This window comes from Nocardia africana NBRC 100379 (genome assembly GCF_001612635.1).
Taxonomy (GTDB): domain Bacteria; phylum Actinomycetota; class Actinomycetes; order Mycobacteriales; family Mycobacteriaceae; genus Nocardia; species Nocardia africana.
Genome location: NZ_BDAV01000010.1, coordinates 287,548 through 308,891, shown reverse-complemented (window position 1 = coordinate 308,891; position 21,344 = coordinate 287,548). Strand labels below are relative to the sequence as shown.

At 68.7% G+C, this 21,344-nt stretch carries 17 protein-coding genes; 6 read left to right on the top strand and 11 right to left on the bottom strand.

Features of this window, described 5'->3' with window-relative positions:
* Positions 1 to 9: 9 nt before the first annotated feature.
* From NA3_RS18550 to pdxR, 3 genes are all read right to left on the bottom strand, one after another.
* Entirely contained in the window at positions 10 to 1,602 is a 1,593-nt protein-coding gene (locus NA3_RS18550; RefSeq protein WP_062964869.1) for a hypothetical protein, read from the bottom strand.
* Between the two features lie 16 nt (positions 1,603 to 1,618).
* Positions 1,619 to 3,004, bottom strand: a complete 1,386-nt coding sequence (locus tag NA3_RS18545) for a hypothetical protein (RefSeq protein ID WP_227995569.1) — start codon at positions 3,002 to 3,004, stop codon at positions 1,619 to 1,621.
* 168 nt (positions 3,005 to 3,172) lie between these two features.
* Entirely contained in the window at positions 3,173 to 4,567 is a 1,395-nt protein-coding gene (pdxR, locus tag NA3_RS18540; protein ID WP_062964868.1) for a MocR-like pyridoxine biosynthesis transcription factor PdxR, read from the bottom strand.
* A 116-nt stretch (positions 4,568 to 4,683) separates the two neighbouring features.
* On the opposite strand from pdxR, the gene NA3_RS18535 reads away from it, so the two are divergent.
* Complete coding sequence (locus tag NA3_RS18535) at positions 4,684 to 5,364, top strand: pyridoxamine 5'-phosphate oxidase family protein (protein WP_062964867.1); 681 nt, start codon at positions 4,684 to 4,686, stop codon at positions 5,362 to 5,364.
* A gap of 13 nt (positions 5,365 to 5,377) precedes the next feature.
* On the opposite strand, the gene NA3_RS18530 is transcribed toward NA3_RS18535, so the two are convergent.
* On the bottom strand, positions 5,378 to 6,604 hold the full coding sequence (locus NA3_RS18530) for a hypothetical protein (protein ID WP_062964866.1): 1,227 nt from the start codon (positions 6,602 to 6,604) through the stop codon (positions 5,378 to 5,380).
* A 6-nt stretch (positions 6,605 to 6,610) separates the two neighbouring features.
* Positions 6,611 to 7,384: a crotonase/enoyl-CoA hydratase family protein gene (locus NA3_RS18525; protein ID WP_062964865.1), complete on the bottom strand. Its 774-nt coding sequence runs from the start codon at positions 7,382 to 7,384 to the stop codon at positions 6,611 to 6,613.
* A 53-nt stretch (positions 7,385 to 7,437) separates the two neighbouring features.
* Here NA3_RS18525 and NA3_RS18520 point away from each other — a divergent pair, with 53 nt between their 5' ends.
* Positions 7,438 to 8,034 carry a TetR/AcrR family transcriptional regulator gene (locus tag NA3_RS18520; protein WP_062964864.1) on the top strand — a complete coding sequence of 199 codons (597 nt, stop codon included), beginning with the start codon at positions 7,438 to 7,440 and terminating at the stop codon, positions 8,032 to 8,034.
* A 10-nt stretch (positions 8,035 to 8,044) separates the two neighbouring features.
* Positions 8,045 to 9,664 carry an acyl-CoA dehydrogenase family protein gene (locus NA3_RS18515; RefSeq protein WP_062964863.1) on the top strand — a complete coding sequence of 540 codons (1,620 nt, stop codon included), beginning with the start codon at positions 8,045 to 8,047 and terminating at the stop codon, positions 9,662 to 9,664.
* 36 nt (positions 9,665 to 9,700) lie between these two features.
* On the opposite strand, the gene NA3_RS18510 is transcribed toward NA3_RS18515, so the two are convergent.
* The 3 genes from NA3_RS18510 to pgi all read right to left on the bottom strand — a co-directional run bounded on the left by NA3_RS18510 (position 9,701) and on the right by pgi (position 12,803).
* Complete coding sequence (locus tag NA3_RS18510; protein ID WP_227995568.1) at positions 9,701 to 10,495, bottom strand: ArsR/SmtB family transcription factor; 795 nt, start codon at positions 10,493 to 10,495, stop codon at positions 9,701 to 9,703.
* 124 nt (positions 10,496 to 10,619) lie between these two features.
* Positions 10,620 to 11,045 carry a hypothetical protein gene (locus NA3_RS18505; protein WP_062964861.1) on the bottom strand — a complete coding sequence of 142 codons (426 nt, stop codon included), beginning with the start codon at positions 11,043 to 11,045 and terminating at the stop codon, positions 10,620 to 10,622.
* A 105-nt stretch (positions 11,046 to 11,150) separates the two neighbouring features.
* Entirely contained in the window at positions 11,151 to 12,803 is a 1,653-nt protein-coding gene (gene pgi, locus NA3_RS18500) for a glucose-6-phosphate isomerase (RefSeq protein ID WP_062964990.1), read from the bottom strand.
* Between the two features lie 97 nt (positions 12,804 to 12,900).
* On the opposite strand from pgi, the gene NA3_RS18495 reads away from it, so the two are divergent.
* On the top strand, positions 12,901 to 14,352 hold the full coding sequence (locus NA3_RS18495; RefSeq protein WP_062964860.1) for an NAD-dependent succinate-semialdehyde dehydrogenase: 1,452 nt from the start codon (positions 12,901 to 12,903) through the stop codon (positions 14,350 to 14,352).
* Positions 14,353 to 14,490: 138 nt separating this feature from the next.
* On the opposite strand, the gene NA3_RS18490 is transcribed toward NA3_RS18495, so the two are convergent.
* Entirely contained in the window at positions 14,491 to 14,799 is a 309-nt protein-coding gene (locus tag NA3_RS18490; RefSeq protein WP_062964859.1) for a chorismate mutase, read from the bottom strand.
* 303 nt (positions 14,800 to 15,102) lie between these two features.
* Here NA3_RS18490 and pcrA point away from each other — a divergent pair, with 303 nt between their 5' ends.
* Positions 15,103 to 17,652, top strand: coding sequence for a DNA helicase PcrA (gene pcrA / locus NA3_RS18485; RefSeq protein ID WP_062964858.1), 2,550 nt, complete (start codon positions 15,103 to 15,105; stop codon positions 17,650 to 17,652).
* A gap of 24 nt (positions 17,653 to 17,676) precedes the next feature.
* Here pcrA and NA3_RS18480 read toward each other — a convergent pair whose 3' ends face one another.
* Positions 17,677 to 18,195, bottom strand: coding sequence for a GNAT family N-acetyltransferase (locus NA3_RS18480; protein WP_062964857.1), 519 nt, complete (start codon positions 18,193 to 18,195; stop codon positions 17,677 to 17,679).
* 27 nt (positions 18,196 to 18,222) lie between these two features.
* Complete coding sequence (locus tag NA3_RS36080; protein WP_233427306.1) at positions 18,223 to 19,371, bottom strand: M23 family metallopeptidase; 1,149 nt, start codon at positions 19,369 to 19,371, stop codon at positions 18,223 to 18,225.
* Positions 19,372 to 20,148: 777 nt separating this feature from the next.
* Between NA3_RS36080 and sucC the strand changes: the two genes are divergently transcribed.
* Positions 20,149 to 21,330, top strand: a complete 1,182-nt coding sequence (gene sucC / locus NA3_RS18470; protein ID WP_062964856.1) for an ADP-forming succinate--CoA ligase subunit beta — start codon at positions 20,149 to 20,151, stop codon at positions 21,328 to 21,330.
* The last annotated feature ends 14 nt before the right edge of the window (positions 21,331 to 21,344 follow it).

Below are 21,344 nucleotides of genomic sequence, written 5' to 3'. Positions count from 1 at the left end.
CGGCACCGCCTACACCGGTCGGGATGCCGCGGCGATCAGCACCGCATGCAGCAATCTCGCCTGTATGCCCGCCTCGGCGCCGTGCTGTACCACCTCCGCGAACGCGAGCCCGAGCGCCTCGCCCACATCGAATTCACCTGGGGCTGAGGACTTCCCGGCCAACTGGGCTCGCCAGTCCCGGTAACCGGTCACCACTTCGGCGAGTGTGCCGTCCGGCTGCCGGCGCAGGTATTCCCCGATCAGGACCCGTTGCGCCTGTTTGCGCGCTACGCCGCCGCCGGCGGCGTCGAGGGCCCGGCCGAACTCCCGAAGCGTCGCCGGATAGATGTCCGATCGCGCCGGTTCGCCGCCGGGTTCGGTGGCCGGGGCGGCTGCCGCCGGCTCTTGCGCGGTGCGCCGGTCGAGCGTCATCGCGTCGGTGGCCCCCTCCGCGCCCGGTTCACGACTCCATCGCACCATGCCGGACTCACCATCGAGCTCTGCCACCGCGACCGTATCCAGGCCGATCATCGGATAGTCGGTGAGCACCCTGTCCACCGCTGCCACGAAGTCTCGTACCGGCGGCAGCTGGAGGCCGGGTGTGTCGAACCCGGACACCCGTACACCGTGGCGCTCGGCCAATGTCCGCGCCAGCCAGCCGATCATCGGGTCGGACGGCTGCTCGCGAGAGCGGCGCCGATCACCCGGACGTGGCTTGTCGCGGGACGAACGGTTGTCACGTGGCGGCGAATCGTGCCGAGGATTCGCTGCCGGCTTCCCGGGGGATCCGGTCTTTCCCGGGGCTTCGGTCCTTCCCGGTGTGGCGGGAGGGCGAGGCGGCTGCCCTCCCCACGGGGTATCGCCCCGTTTGATCGGCGCGGCTCGGCTGCCGGACGAGGCATCCGCAGCTCGGGGTGCCGCGCGGCGGTCGGTCGGAGGTCGTCCCGACGAGGATGGGGACGGTGCCGAAACGGATGAGGACCGGCGACCGGCCGGGGACCGCTTCTCCTGCCCGGAAGGGGCGGACTCCGGCCGGTCCCGATTCCACGGTGAGCGGGACTGCGCCCCATCCGGCGGGACGGTCCGCGCCGGAGAACCGTTCGATGGTTGCGACCCGCCCGCCGGAGGTTGGCCGGCGCGCCGCGCGCCGCTGGGATGCGGCGCACCGTCGGCGACCGGAGAGTGCCGAGCCGGGGAGCCCGCGGCGGGGTCGTACGGGAGCTGTGGACCCGCATCGACCGGTGACGGCATGCCGGCCGTGTTCTCCGGCACAGGTATGGCCGGACTCCCGGCACCCGGACCCGCATCTCCTGCGGCGTCGGCCAGCCGGGCGGCGTTGCCGGCGTCCTGCGCATCGAATTCGTCTGTGACACCGATGATTCCGGCCGCGGTGCTGTGCAGCCCCTTCGCCATCTCCCGCACATTGGCGAGCATCTGATCGGCATGCGGTGTGAACTGCTCGGCGAACTGACGGCCCATATAGTCGTCGCCCCAGCTGCCCTGGGCCTGTTCCAGGCAATCCCGTAGTCCCGCATGGGTCTGCCCCACCCGGTCGGCGAGTTCGGCCAGTCGTGCGCCCCGTTCGCGCAGACCGGCCAGGTCCAATCGAAGTTCGCCGCTCATATCCCGCCTCGTGCCGTCAGATCCGGCCGCCGACCCGCAGGCGGAAGCGTCGCTCGAAGTCGGTCACGAAAACCGACAGCGGCACCGACGTACTCGAGCGCTCCACGACGCCGTCGTCGGCGACATAGAAGACCGCACGGTCCAGGGCGATGTCGTTGTCCGGCACCGGCGATCGCACCATCCAGCCCACGCTGACCCGGGTGGCGCGCAAGGACGTCAGGGGGAAATCCGCGGTGTCGTACCCGCGCTCGCGGATGTGATCGCGGACCAGTTTCAACGCCTCCGCCTCGCCGATCCCGGCGACTTCGCCGGCGATCAGATCCGCGAGTACGAACTGGAACAGCGCACCGGGGACGTCGACCCGGGAATCGTCACCGACGACCTGCACGACCGCCTCGCGTGTCACCGCGGCGGCCTGCGCGGCCGACACCAGCGACTCGGCGGCATCCGGCGACGGATTCTCCACCACATCGGCGACTACTCGCGCCACCGTGTCGGCGGTCCACACCGCCGGCAGGGCCGCCGCGCATTCCGGCATCGGCGCGGATTCACCCCGGTACCACTGTCCCCCATCCCACCAAAAGCAGAACGACAGCATGCCGGTCATCACCCGCGGATTGAGCACCGGGTCGGCCACCCAATCGGGCGCTCCCGCAAACACATTCGGCATCGCACCGCCACCGTTGTAGGCGAGGTCCAGGGCCGGTGCCTCCCATACGCCACCCGACAGCACCGCCCGGTCCCCGGGCAGCAGCGTCAACGTCGAACCGCTGTGTCCCGCACTCTCGAAGATGCCTACCGAGGGACCGATCCGTGGTCCCCGTTCCGAGCCGACCGCCACGAAGGCCGAGGCCAGCACCGCCCACCGGGCCCATAGTGTTCGCAGGTCCGGCAACTCGCCGGTCACCGGCACGGCCCGCACGCCCGCACTCCGGTCCGCCCGCATTCGATCCCAGGCGGCGCGCGGTGGCCGCGACTGGGATTCACCCCGCCCGATGTACGCGGCCAGCCACACCGGCAGCCGACCGCGCGGATAGTGCTCCAGGTCGGCCAGATACGCCTGCGGTGCGAACAGTTGCTCTCCGGGAAACGGCTCGGCCCCATGATCGACGACGACCTCGGCCGCGTCCGCGTCGGCACGCACCACCATCCGCCACCACGGCTCACTCCGCAGCTCAGCCGCAACCTGCCGGTGCCGGCGCACCGACGCCCACACCTCCTCCGACACCTGACACCTGATCGGCCCGTCGCCGTCATCGACCACGAACAACGCCGATTCGGTGACGACGGTCGACGCGAACGATGCCTCCAGCCGTTGCCATCCCGGCGGCGCGAGCCCGCGCAACCCGGTGATGATGTGGTCCTCCAAGCCCGCGAGATCCTCACCCCCGGACCGAGTCACCACACACGCCCTGATCCGCGAACCACCGATACGCAGCCACTGCCGCGGCTGCCCACCTCGACCTCGGGGAGAGCAGAAGCAATTCCCACAACCGCCTCGATCTATCGCTCGTCAGGGTCGCACTCGGATCGAGAATTTCGCACCCTATGCCCGCACGCAACCGGCCTGCTATTGCCAGCTTTGGGAAAAGCGGCCGGACGAAGCGGCCGCGAGGCATTCGGCGGCGATGGTGATCGCGGCGCGCAGTTCGGCGGAGGGCAGGGTCGCGTAGCCGATCGGGGCACCGAAGGTGTGTGGTCGATCGGCGTGATGGCGGGCCAGGCCGTCGAGCCGTACGCCGCGATCGCGGGCGTGGCCGATCGCTGCTGCCTCGATCGCGGCGGATTCGAGGGGGACCAGGACGTGCGATCCGGCGTGATCGCCGGCGACCTCGAGGCCGTGGTGGCGCAGGGTGTCGACCACCAGTGCCCGCCGCGGTGGCATCTCGCGGCGCAGGCGGCGTAGATGACGCGCCAGGTCACCGTGTCCGGCGAGTTCGGCGAACACCAACTGGCCGGCCGGAGCCGGGCACGTGCCGGTCGATTCCCGATGGGCGAGCACGGCGTCCGCTATCGCCCGGGATGCGACCAGCCAGCCGACGCCGAGCGTGGTGGACAGGATCTTGGAGGTGGTGCCGAGGTGGATGACCCGGTCCGGGTCGAGGCTCGCCAGCAGCGGCAAAGGGGCGCTGTCGTACCGCAATTCACCGTCGTAGTCGTCTTCGATGATCAGGGCGCCGGTTCGCCGGGCGAAGTCGATCAGTTCGACGCGGCGGGCGGCGGGCATCCGGGCGCCGAGCGGGAATTGATGGGCCGGGGTGCAGTACACGACGCGCGCATCGGCGGGAATCCTGTCCACTCGAATACCCTTGTCGTCCAACGGTATCGGCAGCACGTCGATTCCCGCGGCCTGGAAGGCGCCGACCGCGCGGAGGTAGCCGGGATCCTCGACGGCCACGGTGTCGCCGGGGCGCAGCACGGCGTGCGCGAGTTCGCCGACCGCCGAACTGGTTCCGGAGGTGGCGAGGACGACGCTGTCGGTGCCGGGGGTGAGGCCGCGATGGCGGAGCAGATGTTCGGCGATCACGGCGAGGTAGTCCGGTTCGCCGCCGCGGTCCTTGCGCGCCGACGGCATCCGGTCGCTCGCGGCACGCCAGGCGCGACGCCAGGCCGCACGGTCTATCGCCGCTACGCACGGGGAGCCCGGGGCAAGGTCGAGCAGATCATCGGTGGTATCCGAAAGCGCGTTCACCGCAACGGGTTCCGGCGCCGATGCGGGTGCGGCGGTGAGGTAGGTGCCCGAGCCGTGCCGTCCGGAGATCCAGCCCTCGGCATGTAATTGGTCGTAGGCGGCGGTGACCACCGTGCGGCTGACGCCGAGGCGGGCGGCCAGAGCGCGGGAGGAGGGGAGTCGCTCGCCGCCCCGCAGCCGGCCGGCCGTCGCCGCGGCGCGCAATTCGTCGGCGACCTGGACCGACAGCGGGCGTGGTACATCGCGATCGATCGACAGCGGGAGGTCGTCCACGGGTGCTCCCTTCGGATCGAGTGACGGGACCCACCGAGATGTCCGCGCAAGTGGACTTCCGGAATAGCTCCTGATTGGCCATATGGCGATGCCACTCGATCGTAGACCCTGGTCATATGACAGGAACACCCGCACGCCCGAAGCTCTCGCCGACGCCGCGGAGCACCGTCACCCGATACCGTCACCGCGCCGTCACCGACCGCGCGGCACTGGACGAGGTGCTCGACGCCGGACTGATCTGTCATATCGGGGTGACCCTGCACGGCTCGCCCGTCGTGCTGCCGACGATCTACGGCCGCCGCGCGGACACCCTGTATCTGCACGGATCCACGGGCGCCGGGAACCTGCGCGCCGCGCTGACCGGTGATGTTTGTGTCGCGGTCAGTCTGGTCGATGCGATCGTGTATGCCCGTGCGGCCATGCACTTTTCGATGAACTACCGCTCCGCCGTCATCCACGGGCGTCCGGTCGAAGTCACCGACCCCGACGAACGTCTGCACGCATTGCGCGCCATCGTCGAACATTCCGCCCCCGGCGCCTGGGACACCGTGCGTGCGCCCGACAAGAAGGAACTGGCGGCCACTCTGGTTCTGGCCCTCGATCTCACCGAAGCGTCGGTGAAGACCCGAACCGGCGATCCCTCCGACGATCCGGCAGACCTGAACAGCGACGCCTGGGCGGGCCTGCTCCCGGTCCGCCAGGTCTTCGGCACGCCGGTCGCGGCGCCCGACCTGGTGCGCCCGGTGGCTGTCCCGGACCACGTGATGGCGCGCACCCGGTCCGGCGAATTCGCCTGAACCGGGCGCCGGCTCACCAGACGGTGACCGGCACGTCGAGCCGCTCGATGGCCTTGCGCGCGAGATCGACCAGCGCAGCGGGGGAACGGATGTACTCCTGATCCAGGCCCACCAGCGCGAGGGTGTACGTGTGCCCGATCCGGGACAGGTAGGCCGCGAGGCGGGTGCGGGGGAGTGCCGTCGATTGCAGTCCGGGATGGATGGCCCGGGCGGCGACGCCGGTGCAGCGATGCGGGCCCAGCTGTGCCAGCGAGGTCGGCAGGGTGCCGATGTTCGAGCACAGGATGTCGCGTTCGCCGGCACCGCGGGAGAGCCGGTGGGCGACGCGCGCGGGCAGTACCTGCAGCAGTTCCGCGGGCATGCCCGGGGGACCGGAGATCCGGTATTCGTATGCGGCACGGCACTTCTCGCGCAGGGTCGCGGGCGTATCGGTGCGGTCGACCACCACTTCGGTCATGGCCATGTCGTTGTTGACCCGGCGATCGTCGCGGGTGTCGACGGGTACGGCGGCGGCTATCGACGGATCGGGGAAGCCGCTGTCCCACAGCATCTTCGCGACGATGTGGAGGAACAGGCTGTTGGCCGTGCCGCCCCGTCCCGCCGCGGCCAGCTCCCAGTCGGCCGCCGGAAACTGCAGCACCGCATCGGATGTCGTCGCCGTTTCCGCGCTGCGTCCCGGACCGCCATCGGATCCCCGGGGCACCCCGTATCGCAGGGCTCGCGCGGTGCCGGACAGCACGGTGGTCCACTGCCGCGCCGCATCGGCCCAATCCGACTGCGGCGCCGCATATTCCGTGAGCGGGGTGCCGGACAGCGCGTGGTCGACGGCCAGGGCCAGGCCGCGTCCGTCGGCGAGAGCATGGGAACATGTCAGTGCCACCACCGAACCGCCCTCACGCAGCGCCGCCGCGGACAGCCGCCATCCCGGCGCGAATTCCGGATCCAGATCGTAGCCCTGTTCGTCGGCCCAGCTCAGCAGGTCGGCGGTGGCGATGCCGCCGCCGGCGATGCGCAACGGATGGGCGCTGTTGTTGCGCCGCCAGTACGGCCGCGCCCCCGGGACTCGCGGCCGGACCACGCGGCGGCCGAGGGGGCCGACCCGCAGGGCGGCGTGGAGCTGTTCCAGCAGCCGCCGGTCGATCGGGTCGGCGGTGCGCCACAACCCCTGCAGGGCGCTGGAAGTGCCCAGACCACGGTGGGCGCGCAGGAAGATCTCGTCGACGACGGTGAGCCGGCCCATCGCCGCTCAGGCCGACGATCCGTGCCGGCCCGCCCCACCGGCGAACCGTTGCGCGCCCTCGAGCGCGCCGTCGGCCAGCGCGGTGAAGCCGTAGCGGAATTCGCGGGCCATCGCCTCCGATTCGTCCAGGCCCCACTGCTCCAGCGCCGACATCCGGTCCGAACGCAGGCAGGTCTGCGGCAGCGCGGCCAGTTCGGCGGCGAGTCGCTCTGCGGCGGAACGGGATTCACCGGGGGCGACGACCCGGTTGACCAGTCCGATCTGCAGTGCCTCGGGCGCGGCGACGGCTCGGCCGGTCAGGATCATGTCCATCGCCCGGCCCGCACCCACGACGCGGGGCAGCCGCACCGTGCCACCGTCGATCAGCGGGACGCCCCAGCGACGGCAGAACACACCGAACGTGCTGTCCTGCTCGGCGATTCGCAGGTCGCACCACAGCGCCAGTTCCAGCCCGCCGGCTACGGCATAGCCGGAAACGGCGGCGATCACCGGCTTGGACAGCGTCATGCGGGTGGGACCCATGGGGCCGTCGCCGTCCTCGGCCGCCCGGTTGGACTTCTCGGTGCCCAGCGATTTCAGATCGGCCCCGGCGCAGAAGGTGCCGCCCGCGCCCCAGAGCACCGCGACCGCCGCGGTGTCGTCGGCATCGAATGCGCGGAAGGCGTCGGCCAGCGCCTGCGCGGTCGGTCCGTCGACGGCATTGCGCGCCTCGGGGCGATCCAGGATCACCGTGAAGACCGGGCCGCTGCGCTCGATTCGTACGCTCACGAATTCGACCATACGGCCCGCCCCGGCCCTTGCGTCAAGAAATGAATTTATGATTCACTTCTTGCGTGGCATACCGCAGAACACCCGCCGTGCAGGCGCGACTCGACGCGCAGTCGCGCGCCATCGTGCACGCGGCCATGAAGGTGCTCTCGGAGCAGGGCTTCGCCGGGCTGTCGATGGCCACCGTCGCCGCGGAGGCCGGGGTGGCCACCGGAACCGTCTACAAGAGCTTCAGCGGTAAGGCCGAGCTGGTCACCGCGGTGTTCCGGGATGTCGTCACGCGCGAGGTCGCCGCGGTCGCCCAGGCCGGGGCGGAGGGCGGCGTCGTCGAGCGCGTCACCGCCGCGGTGGAGACCTTCGCCGGACGCGCGCTGAAGAATCCCAAACTCGCCTACGTCCTGCTCGCCGAACCCGTGGACGCGAGCGTCGACACCGAACGCCTGCGCTTCCGCAGGGCCTTCGCCGAAACCTTCGAGACCGCGATCGCCGACGGTGTCGGCGCCGGACAGCTGCCGCCCCAGGACCCGCGCACCACCGCCACCGCCCTGGTCGGCGCGATCGGTGAGGTGCTGGTCGGACCGCTGGCCGAGCAGTTGCAGAGCGAATCGGTGGTGCCCGAACTCGTCGCCTTCGCCCTGCGCGCGCTCGGCGCGCACGAATAGGAGAATTCATATGGCCACCCACGAAGTGTTCAACCAGGTTCCGCCGATCACCCCGTTCGACTTCTCCCGCAACCCCGCGCTGATCGAGGGCCTGCATCGCGAAGGCGCCGGCTGGGCGGAGGCCGAAGTGCGCGAATTGGGCGCGCTGGCAGGCAGTTTCGAGGTGCAGGAGTGGGGCCGGCTGGCCAACGAGTATCCGCCGGTGCTGCACACCCACGATCGCTACGGCAATCGAGTGGACGAGGTGGAGTTCCACCCCTACTGGCACAACCTGATGGACGTCGCGGTCCGGCACGGCCTGCACGGCAGCCCCTGGCTCGACGATCGGCCCGGCGCGCACGTCGCCCGCGCCGCGAAGTTCTACACCTGGGGCATCGCCGACGCCGGACATATGTGCCCCATCTCCATGACCTACGCCGCGGTTCCGGCGCTGCGCCACAATCCCGAACTGGCCGCCCGCTTCGAGCCGCTACTCGGTTCGCGCAGCTACGATTTCGGCCTGCGTGAGCCCTCCTCGAAGGCCGGGCTGATCGCCGGAATGTCGATGACGGAGAAGCAGGGTGGCTCCGACGTTCGCGCCAATACCACCACGGCCACACCGCAATCCGACGGCACCTATCGCATCGTCGGGCACAAGTGGTTCACCTCCGCTCCGATGTCGGATATGTTCCTGACGCTGGCGCAGGCGCCCGGCGGCCTGTCCTGCTTCCTGCTGCCGCGAGTGCTGCCCGACGGCACCCGCAACGCGCTGCGGCTGCAGCGCCTGAAGGACAAGCTGGGCAACAAGTCCAACGCGTCCTCGGAGATCGAGTACGAGAACGCGACCGGCTGGCTGGTCGGCGCCGAGGGCGCGGGTGTGAAAACCATCATCGAGATGGTGAATATGACCCGGCTCGACTGTGTGATCGGTTCCGCGACCGGTATGCGCACCGGCGTTGTCTACGCCGCCCATCACGCCCGGCATCGAGAAGCCTTCGGCGCCAAGCTGATCGATCAGCCCGCCATGCGCAATGTGCTGGCCGATCTGGTGATCGAATCCGATGCCGCGACCACGGTGATGATGCGGCTGGCCGGCGCCACCGACCGCGCCGCTACCGACCCCGCCGAGGCCGCGCTGCGCCGAATCGCGTTGGCGGTCACCAAGTATTGGGTCTGCAAGCGTGCCCCCGCGCACGCGGCCGAGGCGCTGGAGTGCTTCGGCGGCAACGGCTACGTCGAGGAATCCGGTATGCCGCGGCTGTATCGGGAGGCGCCGCTGATGTCGATCTGGGAGGGCTCGGGCAATGTGGCCGCGCTGGACGCCCTGCGCGCCATGGGCCGTCAGCCGGAGACGGTCGAGGCCTACTTCAACGAGGTCTCGCTGGCCCGCGGCGCCAACCACCACCTCGACGATGCGATCGACCGGATCGGTAAAGAGCTCACCGACCTCAGCGATATCGAGTTCCGCGCCCGGCGGGTGGTCGAACTGATGGCGTTGGTACTGCAGGGCGCGCAGCTGGTGCGCCACGGCCATGCCGCGGTGGCGGACGCGTTCTGCGCCAGCCGATTCGGTGGCGACTGGGGAATCGCCTTCGGCACCCTCTCGGTGGGGGTGGATACCGAGGCGATCCTGCAGCGCGCCTTCGTCTGATCCGGCTTCGTCTGATCCGGCTTCGTTCGATCCGGCTCAGCCGACCGGTTCGCTCGACATCTCCCACGGGGCCTGCGGCAGTACGTCGCCGGTCTCGAGCAGGGACTTGAGGTTGGCCAGCACCGCCGGCCAACCGCTCGAAATGCCGTGCAGCATCTCCTGATTCGGCAGATTCTCGTGCGTGACGGTGAGCCGGACGATATCGCGGTGCGGTTCGACCAGGAAGGTGACCAGCGACGGCGACCGGTCGGCATCCGGCATGTCCTCGAAGGTCACCACGAGGCGGTGCGGCGGATCCGATTCGATGACCTCACCGACGACGTCGACGGCGCCCGAGCCGTCGACGCGGCGGTGTTCCCAGCTCGAACCCGGTTGCCAGTCGGACACATTCGCATGCCCCCAGTAGCGGGCGGTGAGATCGGCATCGGTCAATGCCTTCCAGACCTGTTCGGCACTGGCGTGGATGTAGGTGACATAGACGTAGGTGGGCACGGTCGTGCTCATGGCGTACTCCTCAGCCTGGTTTTTGATGGCCCGGATCGCATCCAGTCGCGGCCTGTCGAAGACGGAGATCCATCGTTGTTCGATGTCGTGGATAGGTGCCGGATTGATGTAGTGCACCCGTTCCCGCCCGCGTCGCAGCACGGTGACCAGTCCCGCCCGCACCAGGATGTCGAGATGCTGCGTCACCGACTGGCGCGCCATCTCCACCCGCTCGCACAGTTCGCGCAGGGTCTGCCCGTTCTGCTCGCGAAGCCGATCCAGCAGCAGTCGCCGCGTCGGGTCGGCCAATGCCTTGAAGACGACGTCCAAATCGGGTTCGGGTTGCACAGGGAAAATTATGCAGGCATTTACCTGCATAAGTCAACGGCCCGGACTGTTGCCCAGGTAGTTCGAACCGGCCGATGACGCAAGCGGGCGCCGGCGGTCGGTCCGATGCCGGTCGTTTCCGGACTCAGGGCGCGGCGGCGATGGCCAGACCGATCAGCGCGACCACCTTCAGCAGCTCGAGCCCGATGTACCAGTAGTGCGCCGTCGAGCGCGGTCCGTCCTCGCCGGCCAGAACCCGGTCCGACCGCCGGGTCAGCGGCGGCCGCACCGCCACCACCTGGATCGCCAGCACGACCACCGCGCCGATCAGCCATCCCCAGGTCGCCCCGCCCGGACCCACCGCGGCCGCCGAGATCAACAGCAGCACCGCCCAGACGGCCTCGGTGATGTTCAGCGCCTTGAACACCAGCCGTCCGATACCCAGACCGAGGGCGAGCGTCACTCCCGGCGCGCGGAACTTCAGCGGCGCCTCCAGAAAGGAGATGGCCAGCACCATGCCGAGCCACAGCATCGGCAGGAACCACAGCAGATGTTGTGCAACCGAGGTCATGTTCCGGACGGTACAACGGTGCGGCAGCCCGTGGCAGCGCCGTGCTCACATTCCCGGCATGAGATCAATTACGCATCCGGGCCAGGTATTTTCTGTGGTGGCGGGTCAGCGGTGGCCGCGATACCACCGGATCAGCGCATCGGTCGACGAATCCGATTGCGGTGCCGGATCTTCGGCGGAGGTGAGCAGCGGCTCCAATGCGAGCGCCTGCTGTTTGCCCAGCTCCACGCCCCACTGGTCGAAACTGTCGATTCCCCAGATGGTGCCCTCGACGAAGACCTGATGCTCGTAGAGCGCGATCAACTGCCCGACCACCGACGGAGTGAGCTGCGGGGCCAGGATCGTGGTCGAGGGCCGGTTACCGGGCATCACACGATGCGGCACCAGGGCCGGATCGAAACCCGGAGTTCCGCCGTCCTCGGCCTCGATCTCCGCCGCCGTGCGCCCGAAGGCCAGCACCTTCGTCTGCGCGAACAGATTGCTCATGAGGATGTCGTGCATGCTGCCGGACCCGTCGCGCGTCGCGAGATCGTCGGTGGGACGGGCGAATCCGATGAAGTCGGCCGGTACCAGCCGGGTGCCCTGATGCAGCAGCTGGTAGAAGGCGTGCTGCCCGTTCGTTCCCGGTTCACCCCAGAAGATCTCGCCGGTCGAGGTCGTCACCGGACTGCCGTCCAGGCGTACCGATTTGCCGTTCGACTCCATGGTCAGCTGCTGCAGGTAGGCCGGGAACCGCGCCAGATCGTTGGAGTACGGCAACACCGCGCGCGACTGGGCGCCGAAGAAATTCGAATACCAGACACCGAGCAGGCCGAGCAGAATCGGCGCATTACGCTCCGGTGGCGCGGAGACGAAATGTTCGTCGACACTGTGCATTCCGGCGAGGAATTCGGCGAAACGCTCCTTGCCGATCACCGCCATCATCGACAGCCCGATCGCGGAGTCCACCGAATAGCGGCCGCCGACCCAATCCCAGAACTCGAACATATTCGCGGTATCGATACCGAAATCGGCCACCCGCTGCTCGTGGGTGGACACCGCCACGAAATGTTTGGCGACCGCGTCCTCGCCGAGCGCCGCGACCAGCCAGCGCCGCGCCGCGGTGGCATTGGTGAGCGTCTCCAGCGTCGAAAACGTCTTGGAGGCAACGACGAACAGGGTGCGCGCCGGATCGAGGCCGTCGAGTTTCGCGGTCAGATCCGCCGGATCGATATTGGAGACGAATCGCGCCGAGATACCGGCATCCGCGTAGTGCCGCAACGCTTGATACAGCATGGCGGGCCCCAGATCCGAGCCGCCGATGCCGATGTTCACCACCGTGGAGATGCGTTCGCCGCTCGCGCCGCGCCACTGGCCCGAGCGCACCGCATCGGTGAAATCGCCCATCCGGCGCAGGACTTCGTGCACCTGCGCACCCGCGTCGGCGCCGTCGATCATCATCGAGGCGCCGGCCGGCAGGCGCAGTGCCACATGACCCACCGCGCGGTCCTCGGACGTGTTGATGTGCTCGCCGGCGAACATCGCGTCCCGGCGCCTCGCCACACCCGCCGTCTCCGCCAGATCGAGCAGCAGATCGAGAGTTTCGCGGGTGATGCGGTGCTTGCTGTAGTCGATGTGGAGATCGCCGACCTCGACGGTCAGCTCGCGTCCCCGGTCCGGATCCTCGGCGAAGAACTCGCGCAGATGCCGGTCGGCCACGGCCGAATAGTGATCGTGCAGTTTCCGCCAGGCCGCCGTCGCGGTGATGTCGCTGCTCACCCCCGCGAGATTACAGACCAGTTCCCCAACGCGCAGGTGGTCACAGCCCACCCGGCAGTTGCCCGCGCGCGCCGCCACCGCGGCCTACCCTGAGCACATGGTGTCGCATACCGAGTTACTCGAATCCGTCCCCACTCAACTCTGGATCGGCGGGCCGGTGGATGCCACCGGCGGCGCCACCTTCGCGGTCGAGAATCCGGCGGCCGGAGAGCCCCTCGCACACGTCGCCGACGCCACGCCCGAGGACGCCGTGCGGGCCCTCGACGCGGCCGTGGCCGCTCAGGACAGCTGGGCCGCGACCCCCGCCCGTGAGCGCGGTGAGATCCTGCGCGCGGTCTACGAGCGGATCGTCGAGCGCACCGAGGACTTCGCGCTGCTGATGACCCTGGAAATGGGTAAGGCGCTGCCGGAGAGCCGCAACGAGGTGCGCTACGGCGCCGAATTCTTCCGCTGGTTCAGCGAGGAAGCGGTCCGGGTGCACGGCCGCTACCAGACCGCGCCCACCGGCACCGGCCGCATCGTCGTGCACAAGCAGCCGGTCGGGCCGTGCCTGGCCATCACCCCCTGGAATTTCCCGCTCGCCATGGGCACCCGCAAGATCGGCCCGGCCCTGGCCGCCGGGTGCACGATGATCGTCAAGCCGGCCTCGGCCACGCCGCTGACCATGCTGCTGCTGGCGAAGCTGTGCAGTGAGGCCGGGCTGCCGGACGGCGTGCTGTCGGTGATCACCTCCAGCCACTCGGGCGCGGTGACCGAGCCGCTGATCAACGATCCGCGGCTGCGCAAACTCACCTTCACCGGCTCGACCGGGGTCGGCAAGAAGCTGGTGGAGAAGTCCGCGAACGGCCTGCTGCGCACCTCGATGGAACTGGGCGGCAACGCCCCGTTCGTGGTCTTCGACGACGCCGACATCGACGCGGCGGTGCAGGGCGCGATGCTGGCGAAGCTGCGCAACGGCGGTGAGGCCTGTACCGCCGCCAACCGGTTCCACGTGCACAACTCGGTCCGCGCGGAGTTCACCGACAAACTCGTCGCCGCCATGCAGGAGGTCACGCTCGGTCCGGGTGACGACCCGTCGACCACCCTCGGCCCGCTGATCAACCAGGACCAGCTCGACACCGTCAGCGAACTGGTCGAGGATGCGGTCGAACGCGGCGCCGAGGTGCGCATCGGCGGTAAGGCGCCCGGTGGGACCGGCTACTACTACCCGGCGACCGTGCTGTGCGAGGTGCCCGAACAGGCCCGGATTCTCCGCGAGGAGGTGTTCGGCCCGGTCGCGCCGATCGTCGGCTTCGATACCGAGGAGGAGGGCCTCGCCGCCGCCAACCACACCGAATTCGGTTTGGTCGCTTACGTCTACACCCGCGATCTGGATCGTGCGCTGCGCATCGCGGAGGGACTGGAGAGCGGCATGGTCGGCATCAACCGGGGCGTCATCTCCGATCCGGCGGCGCCGTTCGGCGGGGTCAAGGCCTCCGGATTCGGGCGGGAGGGCGGCTTCGAGGGCATCGAGGAGTATCTGTCGACGAAGTACATCGCTCTGCCCTGAGCCGGCAGGCCCCGGATACGAAACGACCGCCCCGGGGGATCGGCACCCGGGGCGGCCTGGGGTCGCGGAGTTCGCCGAGACGATCGCCGCGTGGTCTCGATGGGCTGCCGATGCGGCAGTCCGGTAGACGGCTGTGACTCAGTGGCCGAGACGGCCGCGGCCCAGGCGGAGCAGCAGCATGGCCAGCGTGTGACCTTCCTGACCCAGTTCGCTGAAGCGTTCCAGCACCTTCATCTCGCGAGAGTGCACCAGGCGCGGGCCACCGTTGGCCATGCGGGTGCGGCCGATGATGCGCGAGACCTCGGTGCGCCGTTTGATGGCCGCGAGAATCTCGGCGTCGAGGCGATCGATCTCCTTGCGGAGCTTCTCGATCTCCGCCTCGCTACTCGGCAACGTCACATCGGAACCGGTCGCGGGCTGATCAATCGGCTCAGTAGAGGTGCTCATACTTTCTTCTCCTCGTGTCAGAACTTCGATCGGCGAGCGGCCCTGCCCCGTTACCGATCTAGTTCCTCCACCGTGAAACAGACCTGTTCGGCCTTGAATTGTCCCCCGTCGAATGTGCGCTCACGTGCGAAATCGGCGACCACGAACACCTTCGTACGCCTGAACAGCAGAGGTCGTGAGCGCGCTGGTCATGTGGCCAGTCTGCCACGTGGGGCAAGTGAGGCAAAGTTCTCCCCGGTGAGAATGCGCTGAGATCGCGCCGGACTACAGCATGTCGGTGGCCGCCGGTAGCGTGGATGGACGATGGAGACGACGGTGGCGGGAACAGCGGCGGGGACGGCAACGGTGGGTACGGCGGCAACGCGAGGCGCGGACAGGTCCGCACAGGCCGATGGGCAGGCGCAGCGCCTGCTCGAGGGCCTGAACCCACAGCAGCGAGCGGCGGTTGTGCACGCGGGTTCGCCACTGCTGATCGTGGCCGGCGCGGGTTCCGGGAAGACCGCCGTACTCACCCGGCGCATCGCCTATCTGCTGGCCGAACGCGGCGTCACGCCCGGGCAGATCCTCGCCATCACGTTCACCAACAAGGCCGCGGCGGAGATGCGCGAACGCGTGACGGACCTCGTCGGCCCGCGTGCGGCCGCCATGTGGGTGTCGACCTTCCACTCGTCCTGCGTGCGCATCCTGCGCATGCAGGCGAATCTGCTGCCCGGCGCGTTGAACTCGAACTTCTCCATCTACGACGCCGACGACTCGCGCCGTCTGCTGGCGATGATCATTCGCGACCAGAATCTGGATCCGAAGAAATACTCGCCGCGTCTGCTCGCGACCGCCATCTCCAATCTCAAGAATGAGCTCATCGACCCCGAAACGGCCACGGCGGACGCGGAATCCGACGAGACCGAACTGCCCGGCATCGTCGCCCGGGTCTACACCGAATACCAGCGGCGGCTGCGCGCGGCCAACGCCTTCGACTTCGACGATCTGATCGGCGAGACGGTCGCGCTGCTGCAGAGCCACCCGCAGGTCGCCGAGTACTACCGCCGTCGCTTCCGGCATGTGCTGGTCGACGAGTACCAGGACACCAACCATGCCCAGTACGTGCTGGTGCGCGAACTGGTCGGCCATCACGTACGACGGCCGGCCGGCGAAGTCGACGACGCCGACGCGGGGGCCGCGGCGGCCGATCCGGACTTCACGCCGGCGCGCCGCGACGATGTGGTGCCGCCCAGCGAACTGTGTGTGGTGGGTGACGCCGATCAGTCCATCTACGCGTTCCGCGGGGCGACCATCCGCAATATCGAGGAATTCGAGCGCGATTTCCCGGACGCGGAGACGATTCTGCTGGAACAGAACTATCGCTCCACGCAGCACATCCTCTCGGCGGCCAATGCGCTCATCTCCCGCAACGAGAATCGGCGCGACAAGAAGTTGTGGACCGATTCCGGTGAGGGCGACCTGATCGTCGGTTACGTCGCCGACAACGAACACGACGAGGCGTCGTTCGTCGCGCGCGAGATCGACCGGCTGGTCGAACAGGGTGACTACAACTACGGCGATGTCGCGGTGTTCTACCGCACCAACAACAACTCGCGAGCGCTGGAAGAGATCTTCATCCGCATGGGCCTGCCCTACAAGGTGGTCGGCGGAGTCCGGTTCTACGAGCGCAAGGAGGTTCGCGATGTGGTCGCCTACCTGCGTGTGCTGGAGAATCCCGACGATGCGGTGAGCCTGCGCCGCATCCTCAACACGCCGCGGCGGGGGATCGGTGACCGTGCCGAAGCCTGTGTCGCGGTGCATGCCGAGCAGCGCGACATCGGCTTCGCGGCCGCACTGCGCGACGCCGCCGACGGCAAGGTGGCGCTGTTGAACACTCGCGCGCAGCGTGCGATCGCCGGGTTCCTCGATCTGCTCGACGAGATCCGTGCCGCCGGCATCACCGCGGACACCGAATTCCCCGATGTGGGCAATGTCGTCGAGGCGGTCCTGGACAAGACCGGCTACCGCGCCGAGCTGGAGGCCTCCGACGATCCGCAGGACGGCGCCCGGCTGGACAACCTGAACGAATTGGTCAGCGTGGCAAGGGAATTCAGTTCCGAGGCGCGCAACAATGTGGAGGCCGCCCGCGAGGAGGGCCTGCTGCCCGAGGCGGCCGACGGCGAGCCGGACCCCGGTTCCCTGGCGGCGTTCCTGGAGCGGGTCTCGCTGGTGGCCGATACCGATCAGATCCCGGACGAGGGTTCCGGCGTGGTCACCCTGATGACCCTGCACACCGCGAAGGGACTGGAGTTCCCGGTGGTGTTCGTGACCGGCTGGGAGGACGGCCAGTTCCCGCATATGCGCGCGCTGGGCGATCCGGCCGAACTGGCCGAGGAACGCCGCCTGGCCTACGTCGGCATCACCCGCGCCCGGAAACGGCTCTACCTGACGCGTGCGGTGGTGCGGTCCGGCTGGGGTCAGGCGGTGTCGAATCCGGAGTCCCGTTTCCTGCAGGAGATTCCCGGCCATCTGATGGATTGGCAGCGCCTGGAACCGACTCCGCCGTCCGGCGGACGCGGCTTCCGCCGCCGCGGCGAGGACGACGGCCTGGAACGCGATTGGACCCGCGGCGACGGCTGGTCCCAGCAGCGCCCCGGTCTGCGCGACCGCGGCCCCGCCCGGCCCGCGGCCAAACACAACAACTCCGGCCTGGTCCTCGCGGTGGGCGACCGCGTCAGCGACGACAAGTACGGCCTCGGCCGAGTGGTCGCCGCCGAAGGCTTCGGCGCCCTCGCCACGGTCACCATCGACTTCGGCACCGCCGGCAAGATTCGCCTGATCCCGCAGTACAGCCGGACACTGGTCAAGCTCTGAGCGGGGCCGTCCCGGCGCCGGCGCTCAACGGCCCGCCGGGACGATGCCTTTCACCATGATTCGTTCCACCCGGTTGTCCGCGTCGAGGACGGCGGGCTGTGCGGTGGGCTGACGCTCCGACTCGAACTCGAAGCCGTTGCGGCGGTACAGCGCGATGGCATGCTCGTTGTCGGCGAAGACACCGAGCCGGAGGGTGGTGTATCGGTTCTCGGCAGCCCAGCGCTCGACACTGCCGAGCAGCAGATCACCCACACCCAGGCCGCGAGCGGACCGATCGACCCATATCGAGATCACCCGGGCCGCACCACGATCCGGCTCCGGCACCCCACTCGCGATTCCCACCGGTTCGCCGTGGCGAAGCGCCAGCAGATCGTGCGCCCCGGGAATACTCAACCGCGCACGCCAGCGCTCTTCCCGATCTCCCTCGCCCTGCCAGTCCGCCAGCCGGGTCCGGAAGGCATCCGGCGCCCCCGCCAGCGCCGCCAGCCGAGCCCGCCGCCACAACCGCCAGTCGTCCGCGTCGACCGCACGAATGTCGATCATGACGCAATCTTGAACGCTGCGAACGAGTCAGTCGCGCTCGGGGCCGAGCGAGATGCCGCGGGAGGCGAGCCAGGGGAGCGGGTCGATCTTGTCCTGGCCGTTGAGCCACACCTCGAAATGGCAGTGCGGGCCGGTGGAGAAGCCGCGGTTGCCGACAGTGGCGATCTGGTCGCCGGCCAGCACGTGCTGGCCCTCCGAGACTGTGGCGGTGTCGACGTGGCCGTAGACCGTGATGGTGCCGTCGGCGTGCCGCAGGCGGACCCACATGCCGAAACCGGAGGCCGGGCCGGCGCTGATCACGTCGCCGTCCTCGACCGCGTAGATTGGGGTACCGATGGGTGCGGCGATGTCGACACCCAGGTGCTGCACACCCCAGCGGCTACCGAAGCCGGAGGTGAAGGTGCCGTTGGCGAATTTGGAGAACAGGGGGCGCAGTTTCGCCGATTCCTGGGCCGCGAGTCCGGCGGCGAATTCCTGTCCGTGCTGCAGGATGTCCTGGAACTGGCTGAGATCCGCGACGGGCGCGACATTGAGAACCTGCGGCGACTGTGGATTACCCGCCTGGGTGCTGACCGCCTGGGCCGCGATTTCGTGCACCTGACCGGCGGCGTCGTAGTCGGCGGTCGCATTGTGGTGCTGGCTGCCGGACTCCATTCCGGCCTGTCCGGCGGCGACCACCGCGCCGGCGGCGACCGCCACCACGGCGGCGCGGCCCTTGAGGGCGGCCGGCGGGGTCGGCACCCGGTGGGCACCGCTGAACCGCCGGGGGCCCTCCGCGGTGGCGCCGGCCTCATCGGCCTCGGCGGTGTCCCGCTTCCAAGTGCTGCGCAGCTTGGCCAGATTGAACGGTTCGTGGCCGACGGGCTGGTCGTAGCCCTCGGCGGTGCCGTGGTCGGCTTCGTCCTCGGGGTAGTGCACGCCACGGCTGTCGTCGAAACCGGGATCGGCGGCGGCCCATTCATCGGTTCGCGGCCACTGCGGATCGGCGGTCCAGTCACCGTCGGGCTGCGCCTGGGCTCCCCATGGCTGCCACTGCCCGGAATCGTCCGAACCGGTTGCCCCCCAGGTGTTCTCGGCCGGGTTCGCGGTGGTCGCGGTGAGACCCACGACGGCCGCGCCACCGGACGGCATCCAGCTGTCGGCACGCCCCGGCATCCTGCGCACGGGCGGCGCCACGGGCTCCTCGGAACGGGAACCGGTGTAACCGCCGAAGGATTGGTTACCACCGAAGTATGGATGCTGGTCGAGGGATTCCCCGTCGGCGCGGTAACGGCGAGCGGACTGTGGCCGATGCCCGGGTTGTAGGCGACCGTGGCTCATCGGCGGACTCCGAGACCGGATAACGCGGGGGAGCCGGATGACGCGGCACGCGGTGCGCCGATGGAACAGCTCGCTACCTGCGGAGCACTGTGCTGCAACAAGCCTGCCGTCCTCCTGATCGGTGCGGTGTACGCGGCCTCATCCGGGTGGGTTCGCCGATGTCGTGTACCAGGTGTTCTACCAGCTGGGTCTTGCGACCGAGTGACGAGTATTCCCGCCTGGCCTGTGATCTGGCTGTGACATCGACCGCATCGACGGTAACGAAACGATTGCAGGTGGGCAAGCGCTCCGGTCGATAAGGCGTTACTTGTGAGATTGATCACGTCACGTCGCCGGAATATCTCACCTGCCGCTGGGCACGCGAGTGAGAACAGGCAACTACACTACGTAGTAGCCCCGGTGGCAATTCGGACCATCGTCCGCCCTACCTGGCGGCGTCTCGGCAAGCTACTCGCCAGTAGCCTTGGCCAGCGGTTTTGCCCGGGCGGATGCCCGCTCGTGACCTGCGCCACTTAGGCTGTATGCGGCTGATTTCGGCGACATCGAACTGATTAGAGTCCGACTCGACCCGCTTCCGACGACGGGCCGCCAACAAAGTCGTTGTCACAACAACGCAGACGAGACGGTGAGTACATGGATCTCTTCGAATATCAGGCGAAGGAACTCTTCGTGAAGCACGGAGTGCCTTCGTCGGAGGGCCGCGTCACGGACTCGGCCGAGGACGCCCGTGCCATCGCGACCGAAATCGGCAAGCCTGTGATGATCAAGTCGCAGGTCAAGGTCGGTGGCCGCGGTAAGGCCGGTGGTGTGAAGTACGCCGCCACCCCGGACGACGCCTTCACCCACGCCTCCAACATCCTGGGCCTGGACATCAAGGGCCACGTCACCAAGAAGATCCTGGTCGCCGAGGCCAAGGACATCGCGGAGGAGTACTACATCTCCTTCCTGCTCGATCGCGCCAACCGCACCTACCTGGCCATGTGCTCGGTCGAGGGCGGTATGGAGATCGAAGAGGTCGCCGCCACCAAGCCCGACCGCCTGGCCAAGGTGCCGGTCGACGCCGTCAAGGGTGTCGATCTGGCCTTCGCGCGCTCCATCGCCGAGCAGGGCCATCTGCCCGCCGACGTGCTGGACGCCGCCGCGGTGACCATTCAGAAGCTGTGGGAGGTCTTCGTCGCCGAAGACGCCACCCTGGTCGAGGTGAACCCGCTGGTCCGCACGCCGGAGAACGAGATCCTGGCGCTGGACGGCAAGGTCACCCTGGACGAGAACGCCGACTTCCGCCACCCCGACCACGCCGAGTTCGCCGATCGTGACGCCACCGATCCGCTGGAGCTCAAGGCCAAGGAGAACGACCTCAACTACGTCAAGCTCGACGGTGAGGTCGGCATCATCGGCAACGGCGCCGGCCTGGTCATGTCGACCCTGGACGTGGTCGCCTATGCCGGTGAGAAGCACAACGGCGTGAAGCCGGCCAACTTCCTCGACATCGGTGGCGGCGCCTCGGCCGAGGTGATGGCCAACGGTCTCGACGTGATCCTCAACGACGCGCAGGTCAAGAGCGTGTTCGTGAACGTGTTCGGCGGCATCACCGCGTGTGACGCGGTGGCCAACGGCATCGTCAAGGCCCTGGAGATCCTGGGGTCGGAGGCGAACAAGCCGCTGGTCGTCCGCCTCGACGGCAACAAGGTCGAGGAGGGTCGCCAGATCCTCGTCGACGCCAACCACCCGCTGGTGACCCTCGCCCAGACCATGGACGAAGGCGCAGATAAAGCGGCTGAACTGGCGGCTTCCTCCAACGGCACGGCCAAGTAAGGACGAAAAACAAC

Bases quoted from the DNA above. Each gene is read 5' to 3' on its own strand.
- sucC (WP_062964856.1), top strand. From the start codon at position 20,149: ATGGATCTCTTCGAATATCAGGCGAAGGAACTCTTCGTGAAGCACGGA.
- NA3_RS18535 (WP_062964867.1), top strand. From the start codon at position 4,684: ATGACAGGAACACCCGCACGCCCGAAGCTCTCGCCGACGCCGCGGAGC.
- NA3_RS18480 (WP_062964857.1), bottom strand. From the start codon at position 18,195: ATGATCGACATTCGTGCGGTCGACGCGGACGACTGGCGGTTGTGGCGG.
- NA3_RS18525 (WP_062964865.1), bottom strand. From the start codon at position 7,384: ATGGTCGAATTCGTGAGCGTACGAATCGAGCGCAGCGGCCCGGTCTTC.
- NA3_RS18490 (WP_062964859.1), bottom strand. From the start codon at position 14,799: ATGAGCACCTCTACTGAGCCGATTGATCAGCCCGCGACCGGTTCCGAT.
- NA3_RS18550 (WP_062964869.1), bottom strand. From the start codon at position 1,602: ATGAGCGGCGAACTTCGATTGGACCTGGCCGGTCTGCGCGAACGGGGC.
- pcrA (WP_062964858.1), top strand. From the start codon at position 15,103: ATGGAGACGACGGTGGCGGGAACAGCGGCGGGGACGGCAACGGTGGGT.
- NA3_RS18530 (WP_062964866.1), bottom strand. From the start codon at position 6,604: ATGGGCCGGCTCACCGTCGTCGACGAGATCTTCCTGCGCGCCCACCGT.
- NA3_RS18495 (WP_062964860.1), top strand. From the start codon at position 12,901: ATGGTGTCGCATACCGAGTTACTCGAATCCGTCCCCACTCAACTCTGG.
- NA3_RS18515 (WP_062964863.1), top strand. From the start codon at position 8,045: ATGGCCACCCACGAAGTGTTCAACCAGGTTCCGCCGATCACCCCGTTC.
- NA3_RS18505 (WP_062964861.1), bottom strand. From the start codon at position 11,045: ATGACCTCGGTTGCACAACATCTGCTGTGGTTCCTGCCGATGCTGTGG.